The 2,709-nt window shown below is 65.9% G+C and carries 3 protein-coding genes; all 3 read right to left on the bottom strand.

Annotated elements, in window-relative coordinates; translation table 11 throughout:
- A partial coding sequence (locus BIS11_RS14580) for a mandelate racemase/muconate lactonizing enzyme family protein (protein WP_253586392.1) occupies positions 1-932 on the bottom strand: 932 nt, incomplete at its 3' end.
- A gap of 16 nt (positions 933-948) precedes the next feature.
- Positions 949-2,220 carry a TRAP transporter large permease gene (locus BIS11_RS14575; protein WP_253424985.1) on the bottom strand — a complete coding sequence of 424 codons (1,272 nt, stop codon included), beginning with the start codon at positions 2,218-2,220 and terminating at the stop codon, positions 949-951.
- Positions 2,217-2,709 (bottom strand): TRAP transporter small permease (locus BIS11_RS14570; protein WP_253586391.1); only part of this gene is annotated, 493 nt, incomplete at its 5' end. The genes BIS11_RS14570 and BIS11_RS14575, both read right to left, overlap by 4 nt.

The following is a 2,709-nucleotide window of genomic DNA, read 5'->3' as shown; positions in this document are numbered from 1 at the left end:
CCCCACACGTGGGGCGAGACCCGCAGCCCGTTCAGGTGAGCCATATCGGCGATACGCAGCGCCTCGACGAAGCCGCCGCACAGGTTGAGATCCGGCATCAGCACGTCGACGCTGCCGGTGGCGGCCAGTTCGCGAAACTCCACTGCGTTGACCGAGGCCTCGCCGGCGGCGATGCGCAGCGAGCGCCGTGAAGCCAGGCGGCGAAAGCCCGGCAGGTCTTCCGGGGCGACGGGCTCCTCGATCCAGTAGGGACGGTAAGGCGCCAGCGCGGCCATCGACTCGAGCGCGATATCCGCGGTGTAGGCGCCGTTGATGTCCGCCATGATCGCCACATCGTCGCCGAGAATGCGTCGAGCGCTTCGCATCCGCTCGATGTCGCTGTCGAGCCCACGGCCGATCTTGATCTTGTAGCCCTCGAACTCGCCGGCCACCCGCTCGAGCTGGGCCTCGAGCGGCAGCGCCTTCGGCTCGTGGAAGTAGCCGCCGGAGGCGTAGACCTGGATCGAGGCCTGCTCCTCGCCGCCGAGCAGCCGGTAGACCGGCAGGCCCAGAAGCTTGCCCAGGCCGTCGTGCAGGGCGATATCGAGCCCGCTGATGGCGGCGGCGAGCTGGCTCTGGGCACGTACGTGGTAGAGCACGTTGGTCATGCGCCGCCAGATCGCGCGGTGATCGAAGGCGCTCTGGCCCAGGTAGTTGTCGCGCAGGATGTCCAGGTAGGCGAGCGTGGTCTTCGGCGGGCCGTAACATTCGCCGATGCCCACGATGCCCGAGGCCAGGCGCACGAATACCAGAGTCGCCATGCGCGCGTGGCCGATTTCACGGGCGCTGCCGTAGCCGCCGTCCGTCGGAAGAAAACTGCCGATCGGCACCATGTCGATCGCCTCGATGCGCGCATCCTGAACGACGCCGGCCTGATTGAGCGGTTGATTCATGTAGAAAGACTCCAAACTAGATGAGGCTGGGCAGCCAGAGCGTCAGCGCCGGGATGAAGGTGATCAGGATCAGCGAGACCAGAAGTGCGGCGATGAACGGAAGCGTTGCGCGCACCGCGCGGGGAAACGAGATATCCGCGACGCGGGCCAGAATGAACAGCACCAGCCCTACCGGCGGGGTGAGAAGCCCGATCATCAGATTGAGCACCATGATGATGCCGAACTGCACCGGGTCGACCCCGGCTTGCACGGCGAGTGGCAGCAGCACCGGCGTCAGGATCGTGATCGCCGCCACGGTTTCCATGAAGCAGCCCACCACCAGCAGGATCAGGTTGATCAGAATCAGAATCAGGATCGGGTTGTCCGCCACCGTCATCACCGCGCTGGCAAAGGCCGTCGGCACGCCTTCGCGGGTGAGGATCCAGGCGAATATCGACGACGCCGCGACGATCAACAGCACCACCGAGGTCATCTCGATGGTTTCGCGAAAGACCGTGATGATCTGGCGCCAGCCGGCGCTGCGATACACCAGTGTGGCCAGCACCAGCACGTAGCCCACCGCCGCGATCGCGCTTTCGGTAGGCGTGAAGATGCCCAGCACGATACCGCCGACGATGATCACCGGAATCAGCAGCGACAGCGCCGCGTGAAAGAAGCTGGACGCCAGGCGTACTAGCGAGAAGCGCTCGCCGATGGGGTAGCCGCGCCGATGCGAGATCACCGCGACCATCAGCATCAGAAGCCCCGCGATCAGAAGCCCCGGCACGATACCGGCGACGAACAGTTGACCGATCGAAGCCCCGGCCACCACGCCGTAGACCACCAGCGGCAGCGATGGCGGAATGATCGGCCCGACCGTCGAGGAGGCGCCGGTGATGCCCACGGCGAAATCGACGTCGTAGCCCTTTTCGCGCATCGCCTTGATCTCGACCGCGCCGAGCCCGCCGGCGTCGGCGATGGCCGCCCCGGACATGCCGGCGAAGATCACCGACGCGCCCACGTTGACGTGGCCAAGCCCGCCGCGCATCCACCCGACCAGCGAGTCGGCGAAGCTGAAGATCCGCTCGGTCACGCCGCACACGTTCATCAGGTTGCCGGCGAGGATGAAAAACGGCACCGCCAGAAGCGGAAAGCTGTCCACTCCTCCGACCATGCGCTGGATCAGGATGATATCGGGAATGCGGTCGGCGGCCAGCAGGTAGACCAGCGACGAGCCCGCCAGCGCCACCGCGACCGGCGCGCCGATCACCAGTAGCACCGCAAGCGCTACGAACAGGATAATGATCATGACGGTGTATCTCCTCGCCAGTGGTGAATGCCCTGGCGCGCGAGCCGGTAGGCCATCAGCAGCAGCGCGGCAGCCACAATGGTGTAGATCCAGCCTTTCGAAATCGGTAGCGTGCTCATGCTGGAGTTCCAGACCCGCTGGCCCACCTGCCAGGCAAGCCAGGCCACGTAAGCGAAGAAGCCGGCGCTCAGCAGGTGGTTGAAGCCCTTGAGCCAGCGCTTGGCTCGCCCAGGCAGCACGAGTTCGAGAATCTCCACGTAGATATGGCCCTGGCGCGAGGCAGCCCCGGCGGCGCCGATGAACACCAGCAGCACCAACAGCATGCGCGCGCCCTCCTCGGTCCAGCCAATCGAGTGGTTGAAGGCGTAGCGCGACAGGAACTGGGCGAAGACCACCCCGCCAAGCAGAATCAGCACGCCCAGCGCCACGTGATCCTCGAACACCCAGCGCGGGGCGGGCGCTGGGGTCGGGTCGAGCGCAGCGTGCACC

This window comes from Halomonas sp. 707D4, from assembly GCF_024158685.1.
Taxonomy (GTDB): domain Bacteria; phylum Pseudomonadota; class Gammaproteobacteria; order Pseudomonadales; family Halomonadaceae; genus Vreelandella.
The sequence above is the reverse complement of the archived record's forward strand: the minus strand, read 5'-3'. Positions and strand labels throughout refer to the sequence as shown.